The sequence below is a fragment of the Aureimonas sp. AU40 genome (assembly GCF_001463785.1).
Classification (GTDB): domain Bacteria; phylum Pseudomonadota; class Alphaproteobacteria; order Rhizobiales; family Rhizobiaceae; genus Aureimonas.
In genome coordinates this window covers 1-16,767 of record NZ_BBWL01000016.1, presented here as the reverse complement: position 1 = coordinate 16,767, position 16,767 = coordinate 1, and the positions used below count along the sequence as shown (strand labels likewise).

The 16,767-nt window shown below is 68.9% G+C and carries 9 protein-coding genes; all 9 read left to right on the top strand.

Going from position 1 to position 16,767, the window contains the following annotated elements; genetic code table 11:
- The first annotated feature begins 133 nt into the window (after positions 1-133).
- On the top strand, positions 134-2,479 hold the full coding sequence (locus AUL32_RS05970) for a diguanylate cyclase domain-containing protein (RefSeq protein ID WP_062112614.1): 2,346 nt from the start codon (positions 134-136) through the stop codon (positions 2,477-2,479).
- A gap of 356 nt (positions 2,480-2,835) precedes the next feature.
- A complete protein-coding gene (locus tag AUL32_RS05965) occupies positions 2,836-3,237 on the top strand; it encodes a PTS sugar transporter subunit IIA (protein ID WP_061972662.1) in 402 nt (133 codons plus the stop codon).
- An 82-nt stretch (positions 3,238-3,319) separates the two neighbouring features.
- Complete coding sequence (locus AUL32_RS05960; protein WP_148640111.1) at positions 3,320-3,592, top strand: HPr family phosphocarrier protein; 273 nt, start codon at positions 3,320-3,322, stop codon at positions 3,590-3,592.
- A gap of 224 nt (positions 3,593-3,816) precedes the next feature.
- A complete protein-coding gene (ahcY, locus tag AUL32_RS05955) occupies positions 3,817-5,217 on the top strand; it encodes an adenosylhomocysteinase (protein WP_062112611.1) in 1,401 nt (466 codons plus the stop codon).
- Positions 5,218-5,447: 230 nt separating this feature from the next.
- A complete protein-coding gene (locus AUL32_RS05950) occupies positions 5,448-8,123 on the top strand; it encodes a sensor histidine kinase (protein ID WP_244497686.1) in 2,676 nt (891 codons plus the stop codon).
- Positions 8,120-9,682: a tRNA (adenosine(37)-N6)-threonylcarbamoyltransferase complex ATPase subunit type 1 TsaE gene (tsaE, locus tag AUL32_RS05945; protein ID WP_062112608.1), complete on the top strand. Its 1,563-nt coding sequence runs from the start codon at positions 8,120-8,122 to the stop codon at positions 9,680-9,682. Before AUL32_RS05950 ends, tsaE begins: the two co-directional genes overlap by 4 nt.
- Positions 9,679-10,467, top strand: coding sequence for a nucleotidyltransferase family protein (locus AUL32_RS05940; RefSeq protein ID WP_061972666.1), 789 nt, complete (start codon positions 9,679-9,681; stop codon positions 10,465-10,467). The genes tsaE and AUL32_RS05940 overlap by 4 nt, the downstream gene beginning before the upstream one ends.
- Positions 10,468-10,716: 249 nt before the next feature.
- Positions 10,717-13,827, top strand: coding sequence for a double-strand break repair protein AddB (gene addB / locus AUL32_RS05935; protein ID WP_062112605.1), 3,111 nt, complete (start codon positions 10,717-10,719; stop codon positions 13,825-13,827).
- On the top strand, positions 13,824-16,767 hold a 2,944-nt coding region (addA, locus tag AUL32_RS05930), incomplete at its 3' end, for a double-strand break repair helicase AddA (protein WP_062112602.1). The genes addB and addA, both read left to right, overlap by 4 nt.

Sequence of the window (16,767 nt, the reverse complement as noted above, 5' to 3'; positions counted from 1 at the left end):
ATCGCAGTCCGCCATTTCCATTCCCGACGCTTCCGGCCCCGCTCCCGTGTCACTTGAAATCAGCCCCTTCCTCCGACCTTTTCGCGCGTCGGGCCTCTCTCGCACGGGGGGCCTCCGCCTTCCGTCCGCCGGGATGCCCGAACGGCTGCGGGGGCGCGCATTCTGGGCGCTGCTGATCCTTCTTCTCCTGTCCTTCTGCGGCGTGTCCGCCGCCACGCTGATCGACCTGCGCCAGGATGCCTGGATGCAGGCGACCAACGGCGCGCGCAGTCTGGGCGCGGCCCTGTCGCAAGAGATCCGGCGCACCCTTCGGACCTACGACGCGGCTCTCATGCGCGTCGGCACCTCGCTGAGCGATCCAACCGTGAAGCGGCTCGATCCCTCGACGCGCCAGATCGCCCTGTTCGAGGGCACGTTCGTGGACGCGTTTCTGGCCGGCGTCTTCGTCACCGACGCGTCGGGCAACATCATCTGGGATCGGGACCGCGAGCCCTCTCGCCTGCCCAATCTCGCCGACAAATCCTTCTTCAAGGCCCAGCGCGACGCGGCCGATGTCGGCCTGTTCATGAGCGAGCCTTTCGTGCGTGAGGACAACGGGGCCGATCACGTCGTCGCCCTCAGCCGCCGCGTGCGCACCGAGGACGGTTCCTTCAACGGCGTGGTGGTCGGCCTCGTCCGCCTCGACGCCTTCGTGCGGATCCTGCACGGAAGCCTCCTGGCGCCGGGCGACTCGATCAACCTGTTCACCCGCGAAGGCGTCCTCGTCGCGCGCGTTCCGGACAAGCCGGACGCGATCGGCCGGGACATGTCCCACACCGTCAACGTGGCGAAGTTCATGCAGGCCGAATCCGGCGTGTTCACCGGCGTCTCGGCGATGGACGGGGTGTCGCGCATCTACAGCTTCGTTCATATGAGCGACGTGCCGATCATTCTCGACGTCGGATTGGCCGAGAAGAACGTCTATGCCTCGTGGAACCGGCGCGCGTTGACGATCGGCCTCGTGCTGGTGCTCCTGTCGGGGCTGACCTTGTGCCTTGCCGTATTGATCCGCCGCGAGTTCCGGCGCCGGCTGGAGACCGAGCGCGTGCTGCGCCACAGCGAGGAGCAGTACCGGCTGCTGGCGGACCATTCCACTGACCTCATCATCCGCCTCGACGCCGATCTGGCCCGCCGCTACGTCTCGCCCGCCGCGATGCCGATGCTGGGATACACGCCCGACGAAATGATTGGGCAACTCTCGCGCAGCCTCATCCACCCCGACGACTGGACCGAGGTGCAGCGCATCGCCGCCAATGCCCGGCAGTCCGACAAGGGCACCGAAACCGCCTATCGCCTGCGAACCAAGGCGGGAGACTATGTCTGGGTGGAAGGGCGCTACAGCTACGTACCGGCCGATGGCGGCTTCATCGTCGTGTTGCGCAACATCAGCAAGCGCCGTCAGGTGGAGGAAAAGCTCGCCGCCGCCCATGCCGAGCTGACGGGCCTCGCCAACACCGATTCGCTGACCGGGCTCGCCAACCGCCGCCGCTTCGACGAACAGCTGAAGAGCCTGTGCTCGGCGCCCGGCAGAGCCCCCTTCTCGCTTCTGATGATGGATATCGACCGGTTCAAGCTCTTCAACGATCGCTACGGCCATCCCAGCGGCGATCGATGCCTGCGGCAGGTCGCCGAGGCCATCAAAGGAGCCTTTCCCGCCGAGGAGGCGCTGGCGGCCCGGATCGGCGGCGAAGAGCTCGCCGTTCTCCTGCCTGGATGCGATCTCATCGAAGCGCAGCGAACCGCCGAGCGGATCTGCCGCGCGGTGGAAGCGCTCGCCATCGCCCATGAAGGCAACCTGCCCAATGGCGGCGTGGTGACGATCAGCATCGGCTGCGCCGAGCGCAGCGAATCCTGCGATCTCTTCCAGCAGGTCACGGGCGAGGCCGACCAGATGCTCTACGAGGCCAAGCGCTCGGGCCGCAACCGCGCCTGTAGCCGCCTCACCCTCGCCCAGAGCGACGAGATCGACGTCTCGCAGACCGAGGCGCTGCGCCAGGAAGCGATCGAACGTTTTCGCGCGCTCCGGCTAGGAAGGGGGTCCGTGGAACTCGACGCGCTCACCGCGCGCCTCGCCAAGCTCCTGCAGGCGCCGATCGGCTTCATCTCGCTCTACGCATCGGAGGTCGAGATCGTCGGGCGCTACAACATATCGCTCGCCACCACGAGCCGCGACACGTCCTTCTGCCGGCTGACCGTACAGAGCGCCGAGCCGATCGTGGTGCCCGACCTCAAGGCCGATCCGCGCTTCGAGCAGAACCCGTTCGTGACCTGCGAGGAGGGTTCGCGCTTCTACGCGGCGGCCCCGCTGATCGACCCTCACACCGGCGTGTCGATCGGCGCGATCAGCGTCTGCGATGCAAAGCCGCGCTATGCCTTCGGCGCGGAAGAGCGCACACTGCTCACCACCTTCGCCCATGTGGTCATGCACGGGCTGGACTAAGCCCGTCCCAATCTAGGTCCGGTCGAGCGGCGCTCGTTCACTTTGTCGCGACGCCCCTACCTCCTGGCGCGTGCAAAGGCGGAGCTGGGCGCTCAAACCCTCCTTAACGGAACCGGCCCTGATTCTCTTGGGGGTTGGCCGAGGGGACCCGGGCGGGGTGCCCAAAGCCTCGTCATCGCTGCCCACGAGCGCGGCATGCGACATTTACAACCGAGGGGCGTCCCTCTGATGCCATGGTTACTCTTTAGAATAAGAATTCCTCGAAGCTGGCCCTCTTGCTGCCTTGCGGGGGAACGGCAGCAGGCGCACAATCACCTGCCCATGAAAGTGGCGTCGGAGCCCGGAGCGGACAACGAATGATAGGACTTGTGCTGGTGACTCACGGCCAGCTCGCGCGCGAATTCAAGCTCGCAGTCGAGCATGTGGTGGGTCAGCAGGAAGCGTTCGAAACGATCTGCATCGGCCCCGACGACGACATGGAACAGCGCCGCCTCGACATCGTCCAGGCCGTGCGCGACGCCGACCGGGGCAAGGGCGTCATCATCCTCACCGACATGTTCGGTGGAACGCCGTCCAACCTTGCCATTTCCGTGATGGACGAGGGGCAGGTGGACGTGCTGGCCGGGGTCAACCTGCCGATGCTCATCAAGCTCGCCAGCGTGCGCGGCGAGAAGCCGATGGACCAGGCTCTGGTCGCGGCGCAGGAGGCGGGGCGAAAATACATCGCCGTGGCGAGTCGAATCCTCAATGGGCAGTGATACCATGACCTATGTCAGCGAAGACGCCGCTGGTGCGGGGACCCAGGCGATGGACCGCGCGGATCAATTGGACGAGACCCCCATGTCGGCAGCCCGAACCCTGACGATCGTCAATCGCAAGGGGCTTCATGCCAGGGCTTCGGCCAAGTTCGTGCAGCTGGCGGAAAGCTTCGACGCCGAGATCACCATCGCCCGCGACGGCATGACGGTGGGCGGCCAATCGATCATGGGCCTGATGATGCTGGCCGCCGGCCAGGGAACGACGATCGACGTCAGCGCCGAGGGGCGTGAGGCGGAAGCCGCCATGCAGGCCATCGCCGATCTCGTCGCCAACCGCTTCGGCGAGGAATGCTGAACCCTGGGATCTGAGACAAGCCACCGCGGACCTCCCGCATTCGGGTCTCGCCTGCGCCTTCGGCACACTCAGATAAGCATATAAGCAATTCGTTATATCCTTTCGGCGCGAGGGCTGCTAAAGCCCTGGCGAGCCCTGGGCCGTGCTTTGCCGCAGCCCGATGTTTTGCGAGCGGGCGCTCGAACCTAGACCGCGCCCCATCCGCAGCCCAAGGAGAACGTGGCATGAGCGCAGCAGCCGATTACGTCGTGAAGGACCTTTCGCTGGCCGACTGGGGCCGCAAGGAACTCGACATCGCCGAAACCGAAATGCCCGGCCTGATGAGCTGCCGCGAGGAATTCGGCACCGACAAGCCGCTGACCGGCGCGCGGATCGCCGGGTCGCTGCACATGACGATCCAGACCGCCGTCCTGATCGAGACGCTGCAGGCGCTGGGCGCCAAGGTGCGCTGGGCCTCCTGCAACATCTTCTCGACGCAGGACCACGCGGCCGCCGCCATCGCCGCCACCGGCACGCCGGTCTTCGCCGTGAAGGGCGAGACGCTGGACGAATATTGGGACTACACCGACCGCCTCTTCCAGTGGACGGACGGCCAGCCCGCCAACATGATCCTGGACGATGGCGGCGACGCCACGATGTACATCCTGCTCGGCGCGCGCGCCGAAGCGGGCGAGGACGTCCTGTCCAACCCCGGCTCCGAGGAAGAGGAAATCCTCTTCCGCCAGATCAAGAAGCGCATGTCGCTCTCGCCCGGCTTCTTCGCGCGCCAGCGCGACGCCATCAAGGGCGTGACCGAGGAGACGACCACGGGCGTCAACCGCCTGTACCAGTTGCAGAAGAAGGGCCTCCTGCCCTTCCCCGCCATCAACGTGAACGACAGCGTCACCAAGTCGAAGTTCGACAACAAGTACGGCTGCAAGGAATCATTGGTGGACGGCATCCGCCGCGCCACGGACGTGATGATGGCCGGCAAGGTCGCCGTGGTCTGCGGCTATGGCGACGTCGGCAAGGGCTCGGCGGCTTCGCTGGTCGGCGCGGGCGCCCGCGTCAAGGTGACGGAGGTCGATCCGATCTGCGCGCTTCAGGCGGCGATGGACGGGTTCGAGGTCGTGACGCTGGAGGAAGCGGCTCCGACCGCCGACATCGTCATCACCACGACGGGCAATAAGGACGTCGTGACGCTGGACACGATGCGCAAGCTCAAGGACATGTGCATCCTCGGCAATATCGGCCATTTCGACAACGAGATTCAGGTCGCCGCCCTGCGCAACCTGACTTGGACCAACATCAAGCCGCAGGTCGACATGATCACCTTCCCGGACGGGCGGCGCATGCTGCTCCTCTCGGAAGGGCGTCTTCTCAACCTTGGCAACGCGACGGGTCACCCGTCCTTCGTGATGTCGGCCTCGTTCACCAACCAGACGCTGGCGCAGATCGAGCTGTTCACCAAGGGCGGACAGTACCAGAACAAGGTCTATGTCCTGCCCAAGCACCTGGACGAGAAGGTCGCCCGCCTGCATCTCGGTCGCCTGGGCGCCAAGCTCTCGACCCTGTCGGAAGAGCAGGCCTCCTATATCGGTGTGACGCCGCAAGGTCCGTTCAAGCCTGAGCACTACCGCTACTGATCCGTAGCCACGACGCGGCGCCGCCTGGCGCGGCAATGCGCCGGAGGCAAGGCCTCCGGCGCATTTCTTTTTTAACATCTGTGCCGTTCTCGCGCTTTCTCTGAGGTTATCCACCGTTTAAGTTTTACGAATCGTCGCTCGGTTGGGGAGCGGGGCGGCGGTACGGGGACAACTGTCTTTTCTCGAAAGGCGGCGGAGAAGGACGGGGGATGATACACAAGACATCGACGATGAAAGCGGGTCCGGCGGCCCGCTTCGTGCAAAAGCTTGGCCTTGGAGCCCTCCGTGCGGACGGGCGAGTTCGGGCTGGCGAGCGGGAGACGGGCGCGCCGCATGGCATGCGCTTTGGCGCCCGGAGCGCCGCTGGCGCTCTTCTTCGCCTCGCGCCGCAGCTTCGCGCCCATCGCCTGCCCCGCCCGCTTCGCGCCGTCGGCCGGGCGCTGCGTCGCGGCACCATGCTGTGCGGCGCGCCCGTGCTTCTGGCCGCTATCAGCGTCACCGGCGCACAGGCGCAGGACGCTGGCGGCCCGATGCGGCCGGAAACGGTTCTGAATCTCGCCCTGATCGGGCTTACCATCGGCGCGGCGATGATCGCCGCCGTCTGGCTGATCCGCCAACAGGCCGCGACCGCGGAAGAGAACAAGCGCCTGCGCGCCGATCTCGCCGACGCGCTGAACGAGGCCGACCGGCGCGGGACGCTGCTCGCCGAGGACAATCAGCGGCTTCTGGTGTTCAGCGGCCCCGGCGCGCCCGATCTCGTCGGCACGCTGCCCAAGCGCTTCGGCGCGCCGCCCGAGACCGCCGCCTTTCTCGACTTCGAAGGCTGGATGACGCCCGACGAGGCGCGCGAGCTGACCCGCGCCCTGTCGCAGCTGCGCAACCGCGCCGAAGGCTTCCGCATGGAAGTGGAAAGCGCGGGCGGCCATGTGCTGGAGATCGTTGGTCGCACCGCCGGCGCCTTGGCCGTGGTGCGCTTCACGCCGCTGTCGGGCCTGCGCGAGGAGATCGCGACGCTGCGCCTGGAGCAGAACCGCGCCAATGGCATGATCGAGACCATGCAGGCACTGTTCGACGCCGCCCCGCTGCCCATGTGGCTGCGCGGCGAGGACGAACGCCTCGTCTGGGTGAACGACGCCTATGCAAAGGCCGTGGACGCGCCTGGCGTCATTTCGGCGGTGGACGCGCAGACCGAGTTCCTGAACGAGCAGGACCGGGCGCAGATCATCGCCGCGCGCGCCCAGAACAGCCGCTTCCAGAACCGGCTGAGCGCCGTGGTGGACGCCGACCGGCGCAACTTCCTGGTGGTGGACGCCGCCGGCCCCTTCGGCTCGGCAGGCGTCGCGATCGACATTTCCGAGACCGAGAGCGTGCGGCGCGAGCTGCGCGAGACCGTGCGCTCGCATTCCGAGACGCTGGATCATCTCACCACGGCCGTGGCGCGCTTCGACGACAAGACGCAACTCGCCTATCACAACGCCGCCTTCGCCAAGCTCTTCGGCCTGTCGGCCGCCTATCTCGACAAGGCGCCCGACCTCGTCTCAATTCTCGACCATCTGCGCTCGCGCGGGGTCCTGCCGGACGACCGGCCGCTGCGCGACGTGAAGGTGGAGATCCAGGCCGCGCACCGCGCCACGGAGCCGACCGACGCGCTCTGGCACCTGACCGACGGGCGCACCTTGCGCGTCTTCACCAGCCCCGAGCCCTCGGGGGGTGCCAGCTGGGTGTTCGAGGACCTCACCGAAAAGCTGCAGCTGGAATCGCGCCTCAACGCGCTGGTGCGACTGCAGGGCGAGACGCTGGACTACCTCCGTGAGGGTGTCGCCGTGTTCGGCCAGGACGGGCGACTGCGCCTGTCCAACCCGATCTTCGCCGAGCTCTGGGGCCTGTCGGACGAGTTCCTGGCGGCCAAGCCCCATATCCGCGCCTTCGCCGGCACCGCCACCGTCTCGATCCGCCGCCCGGCGGACGGGTCGGAGCCACAGGCAAGCTGGGCCGGCTTCTCCCATGCCGTCACCGCCTTCGACGAGGCGCCGCGCGAGGCGCAGGGGGGCGAGTTCGAGCTTTCCGATGGCCGGGTTCAGGCCTATGGCATCGTGCCGCTGCCCAACGGGCAGACCATGCTGACCTTCTCCGACATCACCGACGCGCGCCAGGCCGAGCGGATGCTGCGCGAGCGAAACGAGGCGCTGGAACACGCCGCCCGCCTGAAGAGCGACTTCGTCCAGCATGTGAACTACGAGCTTCGCTCGCCGCTCACCAACATCATCGGCTTCTCCGCGCTCCTGCGCTCGGCCGAGACCGGGCCGCTCAACACGCGCCAGAGCGAATATCTCGACTATATCGGCACCTCGACCTCGACACTTCTAACCATCGTCAACGACATCCTCGATCTCGCCACGATCGACGCCGGCATCATGGATCTCGATCTCGGCGAGGTCGACATCGCCTATACCGTAGACCATGCGGCGGAAGCGGTGCGCGAGCGGCTGCGCGACAACGAGATCCGCCTCGACATCGACATCGCTCAGGCCGGCACGAGCTTTCGCGCCGACGGGCACCGCGTCACCCAGGTTCTGTTCAACCTCCTGTCCAACGCGGCCAATTTCGCGCCGCAGGGCTCCGCCATCCAGCTTTCCGCGCGCCGGCGGGGCGACAGCCTGTTCTTCGCCGTGGCCGACGAGGGGCCGGGCATCTCGCCCGCCAATGTCGAGCGCGTCTTCGAACGGTTCGAGACCGATCCGGCTGGCGGCCGGCAGTCCGGCGCGGGCCTCGGCCTTTCGATCGTGAAGAGCTTCGTCGAGCTGCATGGCGGTGACGTGTCGGTCACCTCCGGTCCGAAGGGCGGCGCGGTCGTCACCTGCCGCTTCCCCCTCATGCGGCAGGAGCGGGATCTCGCCGCCGAATGAGCGCCGTGCCCTTTCCGCCGCAGACCCCGGACGCCGATTTCGATCTCCACCTGCCCGACGAGGCGGCGACGGCGCGTCTGGCGGCCGACCTCGCGCTGGTGCTCGGGCGGGGCGACGTGGTCGCCCTGTCGGGCGATCTTGGCGCGGGCAAGACGCATCTCGCTCGCGCCTTCATACGGGCGCTGAGCGGCGACCCCGACTTGGAGGTCCCCTCCCCCACCTACACGCTGGCGCAGATCTACGAGACCGTTCCCAAAGTCACGCATTTCGACCTCTACCGCCTTGGCGACGAGGAAGAACTGGAGGAACTCGGCTTCGACGAGGCGGCCGAGACAGGCCTCGTGCTGGTGGAATGGCCCGAGCGCGCCCCGGCGACGCTCCGCGCCGCGACGCTCCGCCTGGAACTGACGGACGCCCCCGGCGGCGGCCGGCGGGCGCGGCTTACGGCAACCGTGGACGCCGCGCGGCGCATCGCCCGCACCTTGGGCGCGCGCGCATTCCTACGTGAAGCCGGCTTCCCCGACGCGCTCCGGCTGCCGTTTCAAGGCGACGCTTCGGCTCGGCGCTACGAGACCGTCGCCGCCAAGGGCGCCTCGCCGCTCATCCTGATGGATTCGCCCGCGCTCGTGCTCGGCCCTCCCGTGCGGGGTGGCCTGCCCTATGCCCGCATCGCGCACACGGCCGAAACCGTCCTGCCCTTCGTCGCGATCGCCGAGGCGCTGGAGGCGGCGGGGCTCGGCGCGCCGGCCATTCTCTACGCCGATCTCGATTCCGGCTTCGTGCTCATGCCCGATCTCGGGCGCGAAACGGTGCTCGACGCCGAGGGGCGCCCGATCCCGGAGCGCTACGAGGCGGCCATGGCGGCGCTCGCGCATTTCCATGCGCAGCCCCCGCGCCGCGACCTGTCGACCCGCGAAGGGCCGGTTCATAGCGTGCCGCCCTTCGACCGGGGCGCGCTGTCGATCGAGGTGAGCCTGCTTCTCGACTGGTACTGGCCGCACAGGCGCGGCGCGCCGGCGAGCGAGGCCGAGCGGGCGCGGTTCGATGCCGCCTGGGGCGCACTGTTCGACAGGCTGGAAAAGGCCGAGCCCGCGCTCGTGCTTCGCGACCTGCAATGGCCCAACCTGATCTGGCGGCCGGGCGAGACCGGCCATCGCCGCGTTGCCTTCCTCGATTTTCAGGACGCGATGATCGGCCCCTCGGCCTATGACGTGGCCTCGCTGGCGCAGGACGCGCGGGTGGACATGCCGGCCGATCTGGAAAGGCGGCTGGCCGATCACTACATGAGCTTGAGAGAGACGGACGGAACCGGCTTCCGCCGGGCCGCCTTCGAGGAGGCGTATGCGATCATGGCGGCGCAGCGCGCCACCAAGATTCTCGGCATCTTCGTCCGCTTGTTGCGCCGGGACGGCAAGCCGCAATACCTCCGTCACATTCCGCGTATTCAATCGTATCTTCAGCGCAGCCTCGCGCATCCGGTCTTGAGCGATCTGGCCGGCCTCTACCGCGCGTGGGCTCTTCTCGACGACGAACCTATTACCCGACCGCAGGACTTATGACGCTCCAGCCCCTTGCCCCGACGCCGCTCCACGCCCGCCCGCCCCGCCGCGCGCCCAAACCCAAGACGGCGATGATCCTGGCGGCGGGCCTCGGCAAGCGGATGCGGCCGATCACTTCGATGATTCCGAAGCCCCTAGTCGAGATCAACGACAAGGCGCTGATCGACTACGGGCTCGACGCGCTCGCGCGCAACGGCGTGGAGCGTGTGGTGGTGAACGTCCATTACATGGCCGAGCTTCTGCGCGCGCACCTGCGCAAGCGGCGGGACATCGAGGTCGTCATCTCCGACGAGAGCGACCGGCTGCTGGAATCGGGCGGCGGCATCGTGCGCGCCCTGCCGCTTCTGGGCGACGATCCCTTCTACCTCATCAATTCCGACACGTTCTGGATCGACGGCTACCGCGACAATCTCGATCTTTTGGCCGATCTCTGGAACCCGGCCGAGGCGGACATGCTGCTGCTCATCGCCGAGATGCGGCAGGCGACGGGCTATGAGGGCCGGGGCGATTTCACCATGGACCGCGAAGGCCGGCTGCGCCGCGTGGCCGAGCGCGACATGAGCCCCTTCATCTATGCCGGCGCCGGCATCCTGAAGCCGGACCTGTTTCGCGAACTGCCCGAAGAGGTCTTCTCGCTGAACCGCGTATTCGACAGCGCGATCGACGAAGGGCGCCTGTTCGGCGGCCGGCTGGACGGGCTGTGGCTGACGGTCGGCACGCCGCAGGCGATCCACGACGCCGAGGCCGCCTTCGCGGCCAGTGCGACGCGCGTCCAGCACGGCTGACGGCGGGCGTTTTCCGCCTACTCGGACGCGGGTCGGCGGGCGCATTAGCCGGCTTATGAGACAGAGTTCTCATGACAGGCCCTGCGGCGGATGGGATAGGCGGCCCTGCGGCCTTGGTCCCGGCGGCAGGGCGTCTGGAGCATTTCCTGTGAATATGCATTCACCGGAAACGCTCCAGGTTTCTGATCTTCGCATTATCCCACGGCAAAGCGTATCCGCTTCGCCTGGAAATGTTCTAGACTTAACGCCATGCGTCCCAACGTCTTTTCCATCTCGCCGGGCCTGCCCTTCCTGCCCACGCTGGCCGAGGGGGTCCTCTCGGGGCGCTTTCTGCCGGACCATCGCTTCGCCAACGATCCGCTGGCGCTGGCGGGGCTGACCATCCTCGTGCCGACGCGGCGCGCCGTGCGCGCGCTGGCCGAGGAGTTCACGCGAAGGCTGGGCGGGGCGGCGGCGATCCTGCCGCGCATCCGCCCGCTCGGCGACGCGGACGATCCGAGCGCGCTGTTCGAGGAGGGGCCGGGCGCCGAACTGATCGCCGAGATGAATGTGTTGGAGCGCCGTCTGCTGCTGGCGCGCCTCGTGCGCATCTGGAAGGAAAGCATCAACCAGCAGGCGCTGCGCCTGCTGGCCGGCGAGGAGCTGATTCTGCCCGCCTCCAGCGCCGACGCGCTCTATCTCGCGAGCGATCTCTGCGCCTTTCTGGACGAGGCGGTGAACGAGGAGGCGGGCCTTGCCAATCTGGCGCAGCTGGCGCCCGACCGGCTGGCCGAATGGTGGCAGCTGACGCTGACCTTCCTGCAGATCCTCACCGAGCAATGGCCGGCGATCCTCGCCGAGCGGGGGCTGCAGGACCGCGCGGCGGCGCGCGTGCGCTGGTTCGACGCCGAGGCCGAGCGGCTGCGCCGGGCCCGGCCGGGCGCGCCGCTGATCGTCGCCGGCACCACGGCCACCGCCCCCTCCACCGTGCGCTTTCTCCAGGCCGTGGCCCAGCTTCCCGCCGGCGCGCTGGTGCTGCCCGGCATCGACTGTCATCTCGACGAGGAAAGCTTCCAGGCGATCGACGCCAAGCGCTCCATCGCCGCCCCCGGCCATCCCCAGCACGCCATGCGGCGCATCCTGACCGGCATCCTGATCGGCCGCGATCTCGTCCACTCCATCACCCCGGCCGAGGGCGATCCGCTTCTGGCGCGCGAGCGCTTTCTGTCGGACGCGCTGCGCCCGGCCGAGACCACCGATCTCTGGGCCGCCCAGGCCGAACGGCACGGCACGGCGGCGCTGGACGGGCTGGAGCTGATCGAGGCGGCGGACGAGCGCGAGGAGGCGCTGGCCATCGCCGTCGCCATGCGCGACGCCCTGTCGGACCCCGCCGCCAAGGTGGCGCTGACGACGCCGGACCGCAATCTCGCCCGCCGCGTCGAGGCCGAGCTGGAGCGCTTCGGCATTCTCGCCAACGATTCCGCCGGCCGCCCTCTCTGGGCGACGCCGCCGGGCACGTTCACGCAGCTTGCGCTCACCGTCGCGATGGAGCCGGGCGATCCGGTGGCGCTCCTGTCGCTGCTCAAGCACCCGCTGCTGCGCCTCGGCTTTCCCGCCGCCGACGCGCGCGACGCCGCGCGCGTGGTCGAGCTCATCGCTCTGCGCGGCGGCACGGGCGTCGCCGACGGCGCGTCGCTGGCCGCGCTTTTTGCGCGCCGCCGCGCGGAAGCCGAGGCCGAGGACGGACGCGCGCCCCGCCCCGTGCGCTTGCTCGGCCAGGACGACCGCGACAAGGCGGCGATCCTCTGCGCCCGGCTGGAAGAGGCGTTGCAGCCGCTGGCGGGCCTTCGGGGCGACGGCGAAGGCGAGGTCGGCGACTACGCGCTCTGCCTCACCCGCGTTCTGGAAGCGCTGTCGCGCGACGAGGAAGGCAGGCCGAACCCGCTTTATGCCGAGGAAGCCGGCATTGGGCTGCGCGATTTTCTGCGCTCGCTCGTTTCGGCCCCCGAGACGGGCTTCAGCTTTCGCCCGGAAGAGCTTCCCGACGTCGTGCGCGCGCTGATGAGCGACGTCACCGTGCAGCCGCGCGGCGGCCTGTCGCAACGGGTCTTCGTCTGGGGCGCGCTGGAGGCGCGCCTGCAGAATGTGGACGTGATGATTCTGGGCGGTCTCAACGAAGGCGTCTGGCCGCGCACGGCGCGCTCCGATGCCTTTCTTTCGCGTGTCATGCGCACCGAGATCGCGCTCGACCCGCCCGAGCGCCGCATCGGTCTTGCCGCGCACGATCTCTGGATGGCGCTCGGCAACCCGCGCGTCGTCATGGCCCGCTCACATCGCTCGGGCGGGTCGCCCACGATCCGCTCGCGCTGGCTACAACGTATCCTGACGCTGGCCGGCAAGGAGGGCGAAAAGGCGCTGCTGGAACGCGGCCGGGTCTATCTCGACCATGCGCGGGCGCTCGGCGCGGTGGAGCCGCAAGCGCCCACCCGCCGGCCCGAGCCCTGCCCGCCGCTGGCGGTGCGCCCGCGCCGCGCCTCCGTCACCGAGGTCGAGACCTGGGTGCGCGATCCCTATGCCGTCTATGCCCGGCGCGTGTTGAAGCTCGACCCGCTGCCCGAGATGCTGCGCGCCCCCGGCGCCCCGGAGCGCGGCAATCTCTACCACGCCATCCTGCATCGCTTCGTGGCCGAAGGCGTCGACCCGGCGGCCGAAGACGCGGAAGCCCAACTTCTCGCGATCGCGCGCGAGGAGTTCGAGAGGGAGAAGCTGCCGGCGGAGATCGAGGCGATCTGGTGGCCGCGCATGGAAACGCTGGCGCGCAACATGATCGAATGGGAGCGCGAGCGCGCGCCCGCCATCGAGACAAGCCTCACCGAGATTCGCGGCGAGCACGCCTTCCCCGATCTCGACTTCACCCTCACCGGTTATGCCGACCGGATCGACCGGTTGAAGAACGGGCGCATCGAGATCGTCGACTACAAGACCGGCACGAACCCTTCGGTGAAGCAGGCGCGCACGCTACTCGCGCCGCAATTGCCGCTGGAAGCGGCGATGGCGCGCCTCGGCGCCTTCGAGGCGCTGGGGCCGGTCTCCTCGGTCGCCGATCTCCTTTACGTGCGCCTGCGCGAACGCGAGTTCTACGAGGAGCGCCTGGCGCATTCGGGGGGGCGCACGGGCGAGCCCCAGTCGGGCGACGATCTCGCCACCGCCGCGCTCGCCAGCCTCCGCCGGCTGATCGCGGCCTATCGCTCGGCCGACAAGACCTACCCCTCGCGCGCCCGGCCCTTCCTGGCCGGGGACACGTCGGGGCCTTACGACCATCTGGCGCGGGCGAAGGAATGGTCGGTCGCCGGCACGGCCGAGGAAGGAGAGGCGCTATGAACATCGTCGTGCAAAGCGCCGAGGATCCGCAGCGCATCGCCTCCGACCCGTCCCGCTCCGTCTTCGTGGCGGCCAATGCCGGCTCGGGCAAGACGCATGTGCTCACCGAGCGCGTGGTGCGCCTGCTGCTGTCGGGCGCCGAGCCCTCGCGCATCCTGTGCCTGACCTACACCAAGGCCGCCGCCGCCGAGATGCAGACCCGCGTCTTCGCGCGCCTCGCCGCTTGGACCACGATGGAGGAGGAAGCGCTGGCCCGCGCGCTGGAGGCGCTGGAGCGCAAGCGCCCGTCGCGGGAGCGGGTCGCCAAGGCGCGCCGGCTCTTTGCCTGTGCGCTGGAAACGCCGGGCGGCTTGAAGATCCAGACGATCCACGCCTTTTGCGAGGCGATCCTCCACCAGTTCCCGATCGAGGCCAATATCCCCGGCCATTTCGAGGTGATGGACGAGACCGAGAGCGCCCTGCTCCTGGCCGAGGCGCGACGCATGTTCGTGGCCGGCTCCACGGACGATCCCGCCGACCCCGAGCGCGCCGCCCTGACGCTGGCCTTTGCCGACGCGCTGACGCTGGCGGGCGAATGGGGGCTCGACGCGCTGCTCGGCGAGATCGTCTCCAAGCGTGATCGCATCCGCCGCCATCTCGGCGCCGTTGGCGGTCTGGAGGGCGCGGTGCCCGTGCTGCGCAAGGCACTGGGCCTCAAGGAAGGCGACGACGAGGCCGCGATCCTCGCCGGCGCGATCGACCCGCCGGGCTTGGAGGAAAGTTTTCGCGAGGCGCTGGCCGAGGCGGCCGGGCGCTCCAATAAGGCGACCGACGCCAAGCTTCTGGAAAAGCTCAACGCCTTCGAGGCGGCCGAAACGCCGCTGCGCCGCTTCGAGGCGCTGCGCGAGCTCGTGCAGAAGAAGGATGGCGGGCGCTACAAGCCCTCCTCCGTCGCCACCAAGGCAGTGGCCGACACGTTTGCCGACTTCGCGGATCGGCTGGAAGAAGCGGCGGACTATGTGGACGCCGCCTGCGAGCGGCTCGCCACGCTGCGTCTCTTTCGCGCCAGCCGCGCCGCGCTCGCCATCGCCGAGAAGTTGGAGGGCGACTACGGCGCCTTGAAGCGCAAGCGGGGGAGGCTCGATTTCGAGGACCTGATCGTTCGCACGGCTGACCTCCTCCTGCGGGCGGAAGCGTCGAGCTGGGTGCATTTCAAGCTCGACCAGGGCATCGACCACGTGCTGGTGGACGAGGCGCAGGACACGAGTCCGCGCCAGTGGGAGGTGGTGCGCCAGCTGGTCGAGGAGTTCTTCGCCGGCGGCGCGGCGCGCCAGATGCCGCGCACGATCTTCGCGGTGGGCGACGAGAAACAGTCGATCTATTCCTTCCAAGGCGCCTCGCCCGCCATGTTCACCAACGAGCGGCTGAACCTCCAGCGCTTGGCGGAAGCCGCCGGCCTGCCCTTCGAGCGGGTCGAACTGCACCGCTCCTTCCGCTCGGTGGCGGACGTGCTCAACGCCGTGGACCAGGTCTTCGCCGAGCCGGCCGACCGGCGCGGCCTCACCTTCGGCGGCGAGCCGCCGGTGCATGTCTCGGCGCGCGGCGCGGAGCCGGGGCTGATCGAGGTCTGGCCGGCGGTGGTGCCGAGCGTACGCGTCCAGTCCGACGACTGGCTCGACCCGATCGACCACGAGCCCGAAGCCTCGCCCGCCAACCGGCTCGCCCGGCGCATCGCCGGCACGATCCGCGACTGGATCGGCCAGCCCATCAGCGTGAAGGGCGAGCGGCGGCCGATCGGGCCGGGCGACGTTCTGGTTCTCGTGCGCAAGCGCTCCGGCTTCGTCGGCGCCATGGGCGCGGCGCTGCGGGAGGCCGCGATCCCCGTGGCCGGCGCCGACCGGCTGACGATCACCGACCATATCGCAGTGTCCGACCTCGTGGCGCTCGGGCGCATCGTCTCCAATGCGGAGGACGAGCTGTCGCTCGCCGCCGTCCTAAAAAGCCCGCTCTTCGGCTTCACCGACGACGACCTGATGGCGCTGGCGCTCTCGCGATCGACGGAAAGGCGCGCCGAGCCGCTCTATCTCGCGCTGCGCCTTCTCACCTTCCGGGGCGCGGAAAAGCGCTTGCCGGACTTCGTCAAAGGCCCGGCGCGCGAGGCGCTGCTGGTCAAGGCGAGCGCAGCCTTCAAGCGACTGGAGGAGCTGCGCCGGCGCGCCGGCTTCGAGACGGTCTTCACCTTCTTCGCCCGCATTCTCGGCCCCGAGGGCGGGCGCGCCGCGCTGGTGGCCCGGCTCGGGCGCGATGCCGGAGACGTGGTGGACGCGTTTCTCGACCTGGCGCTGGCCGAAGAATCGGCCGGGCGCGGCGGGCTCGACGCCTTCCTCTCCGATCTCGAAGCCTCGCCCCCCGAGATCAAGCGGGAGACCGAGGGCGGGCGCGGCGAGGTGCGCATCATGACCACCCACGCCTCCAAGGGGCTGGAAGCGCCGGTCGTGTTTCTGGTGGACCCCGGCTCGGCCCCGTTCAGCCACAGCCACGGCGCCAAGCTTCTGGAATGGAGCGACATGCCGGGCCTGCCCCCTGGCCAGCCGCCGGGCTTTCTCTGGTGCCCGGAATCGGCGCTGCGCAACGACGTGGTGCGCGCGTTGCAGGAGGGAGAGCGGGCACGGGCCGAGGACGAATACCGCCGGCTTCTCTATGTCGGCATGACGCGCGCGGCCGACCGGCTGGTGGTCTGCGGTCTGTCGGGCACGCGCGGGCCGGACGACGCCTCCTGGCTGCAGCGCGTGGAGGCCGCGCTCGGCCCCCATGCGCGCGAGATCAAGGACCCCGAGACCGGCGAGCGGATGGCACTGCGGCTCGGCGGCGATCCGCTGGGCGAAAGGCTGGCACCGGCTGCGCAGGCGCCCGCGCAGCCCCGCTCCCGCGCCATCGACCTCTCCCCCCTCCCGCCCGAGC